The 2843-nt window shown below is 68.6% G+C and carries 2 protein-coding genes; both read left to right on the top strand.

Features of this window, described 5'->3' with window-relative positions; all coding sequences use genetic code 11:
* Nucleotides 1–650 precede the first annotated feature (650 nt).
* Nucleotides 651–1574, top strand: a complete 924-nt coding sequence (locus HHX30_RS40165; protein ID WP_169989188.1) for a hypothetical protein — start codon at nucleotides 651–653, stop codon at nucleotides 1572–1574.
* A 262-nt stretch (nucleotides 1575–1836) separates the two neighbouring features.
* Nucleotides 1837–2469 (top strand): alpha/beta fold hydrolase, encoded by a 633-nt coding sequence (locus tag HHX30_RS40160; RefSeq protein WP_310742118.1) that lies wholly within the window; start codon nucleotides 1837–1839, stop codon nucleotides 2467–2469.
* Nucleotides 2470–2843 lie beyond the last annotated feature (374 nt).

Raw genomic sequence — 2843 nt, 5'->3', positions numbered from 1 at the left:
AACCCTGATCAACCTCGGACTCACCCGGACCGGCAACGTCTGGAAACTTGCTGCAGCACGCGGGTAGAACGCCCGGGTCCACCACAGCCCCGCAGCCGCCACCACAAGATCTTCAGTGGCCTTCTAGGCGCGCACGGCGCACGCTGGCGCGCAGCACCTCCTCCACCCTGCGCGCCGCAGGGCGGGCAGGCCTGGGCGCGGCCGCGCATGAGAACCGTACTGGATGGTCGACGTCGACGACCCTCCTGCGCGTCTGCCCGGTCGTAGGTTGCTGCTCCATGAGGCCGATCTCCTCCCCGGGGGCGCTGAGACGCAGCACGCGCGGTGAGGGCATTAGCCGCCCGTTGCTGGATCTTCTCTTGCCATCACCCCGTTCCACGGAGCCGGCCGGGATCCCGGAGCGTGGTGGTCGTGGGCGGCCCGGCCGGGGACGACGAGGTGCTCGGAGTGCTAGCCAGGGAACTGCCTCCCGGCACCGCTACGCCGCCGCGTACGGCCTCACCACCGGCCCCCTCTTCCCTGCCTCGTAGTGCGTGCCGAAGCGCTCGCGAATGCCGACATGACAGGCTGATATAGTTCAGCGATTTCGATGTCCGAGATAAACACGGACTCGTCAAATGCCAATGCAATCGCCCGGCTCGGGAGCCCGCGTGGAGAAGAAGAGGGTGCGGCCCTGGGTGGGTGGGGCCCTGATCGGCGGGGTCGCATCGTGCGCGGGCATCGGGTATGTCGTCGCCGACGCTCATATCGACAAGCATATGGTCGAAAACGGTGACGAGCTCGCGCTCGGGTTCCTGGCGCTCTTTCTCGTGGTGGTTACACCTCTGATCTGCTGGTGGCTGGCACGGGCGCTCCGGCTGCCTTCCGCCGGTCCGATCGCTTTTCTCGGGCTACCCGTCGCCGCTTTCGCCTGCCTGCCCATCGCCAGGCTGGTTTCGCCGGGAGTCGTGCCGACCAGCGTCCTGCTTCTGATCGTCGTCCCGGCGGCGTACGCGGTGACGGCGCTGCTGCTGACGAGTGGTGCGAGGATGCGGCATTGGCTGGGGCTCGCCGCGGCACTGACGGCGATGGCGCTCCTGTCACCGGCGCTGTCCTCGTGGCAGCGGGGATACCTGCGCGAGCATCGGCTGCGGACGCTTCCGCACGAGATGCCGGAGGTGACGGGTTTTCAGGCGACCTGGGTCGGCGTCGAAGAGGGGTACCTGCTCGTCAGGCTCGAGTACGAGGGGACCACACCTGTCACGCTGAAGGACGGGACAACCAAAGAGATATATCCACTGAAGGTTTACGTCAGACCTGTTTCCCATCCATTCGACCCGGCCCGCGACTGCGCGGAGCCGGACTCTCGTTGGAAACCGCACGATCGTTGCGTGTCCGTCGGGCCCGGCCGCTGGATCGGCTCGGACGGCGAGGTCCTGGTGATACGGAGCGAGCAAGCCTTGTTCTTCATTCGCGGTCTCTACTGGGAGAGGGACGAGTTGGCGGCGATCGATTTCCACAGTCGTCCGATGAGCGAGCAGGAGATCGCCGGTGCCCTCGCCGATGACTGCGACGATTGCGCCCAGCGCTACTGAATCTCCCTACCGCGGGCGGCGATCAGCCGCGAGGTCGCCCGCTCCGCGCGGCGGCTTTCGTGTCGCCGTCGCAGCCCCGAGGCGTGCTCGCACCCGGCGAACGAACGTCCGGGACAGCGCGCCTCCGCCTGCCGTACGCGGCCCTGATGCCACGCCCCGGCAAGGGGCGGATTCCGGGCGGCCTCTACCCTCGGAGGACATCAACCGGTTCGATCGTCATGGGAGACGGATAACCCTCGGGACACACTCCGCCAACGCCGCGGTGACGTTCGACAGCGATGGAGAAATTCTGCTGGGGGTCCTCCACCTGCCGGCCGGGCCGGGACCGCATCCGATCGTGGTGCTGCTGCACGGCTTCCCCGGCCACGGGCGCAACTTCGACCTGGCCCAGCACCTGCGCCGGGCGGGGTACGCCTCCCTCGTCTTCCACTACCGCGGCTCGCGGGGCGTCGGCGGATCGTGGTCGTGGGCACACGTGCTGGAGGACGCCGCACGCGTGGCGGCGGCCGTGCGCGAGCCGGAGTTCGCCGCCGCGCATCGCCTCGACCCCGGCCGGCTGGCGCTGGCGGGCCACAGCCTCGGCGGCTTCACCGCGCTCATGACCGCGGCGGCCGACCCGTCGATCGCGGCCGTCGCGTCGGTCTCGGCGTTCGACTTCGGCCGGGTGGCCGTCGCCTGCCGGGAGGACGAAACGCTGCGGGCCGCGTACGTCGAGGGGTTCGGCGAGGACCTGCTCCCCCTGAAGGGCACCAGCGGTGAGGCTCTGAGAGATGATCGCGGCGGGCGACGGGTGGAGCCTGGCCGGGCTCGCTCCGAAGCTCGCGGACCGGCCCGTCCTGCTCGTCGGCACGGCCGGGCGCGACACCGTTTCCACGACCGGCACCTCGGCCGCTGAACGTCACCAGAAGATGACGGCCGCGCCCGTCTCGACCGAGAGCCGGGCCGCAGCCATCAACTGCAGGCAGGCGAACGACTCGACGCCATACCGCCGCCAGCCCTCCGTGCCTTTCATGCCGCCGTACGACACCGCTCGCACGTCGTCAGCGCGATAGGGCGGGTGCGGCAACGTTGGACGAGCCTCATGCGGCCCTCGGGTGTCAGCGGCGCATTTCTATGACTCATAGTGGTGCCGTGGGCCGTTCAGGAGCAATGCTTAGAACCTGTGGATCTACAGGGAAGGGGTGTACCTTCCCGATGATCATGTAGGTCTCATGCATGACCGACGCGCCAACGTCGGTCGGGAAGGCACACCCGTGCTCACCGTAGTCC

The organism is Microbispora sp. H10836 (assembly GCF_012999525.1).
Classification (GTDB): Bacteria; Actinomycetota; Actinomycetes; order Streptosporangiales; family Streptosporangiaceae; genus Microbispora.
The sequence above is the reverse complement of the archived record's forward strand: the minus strand, read 5'-3'. Positions and strand labels throughout refer to the sequence as shown.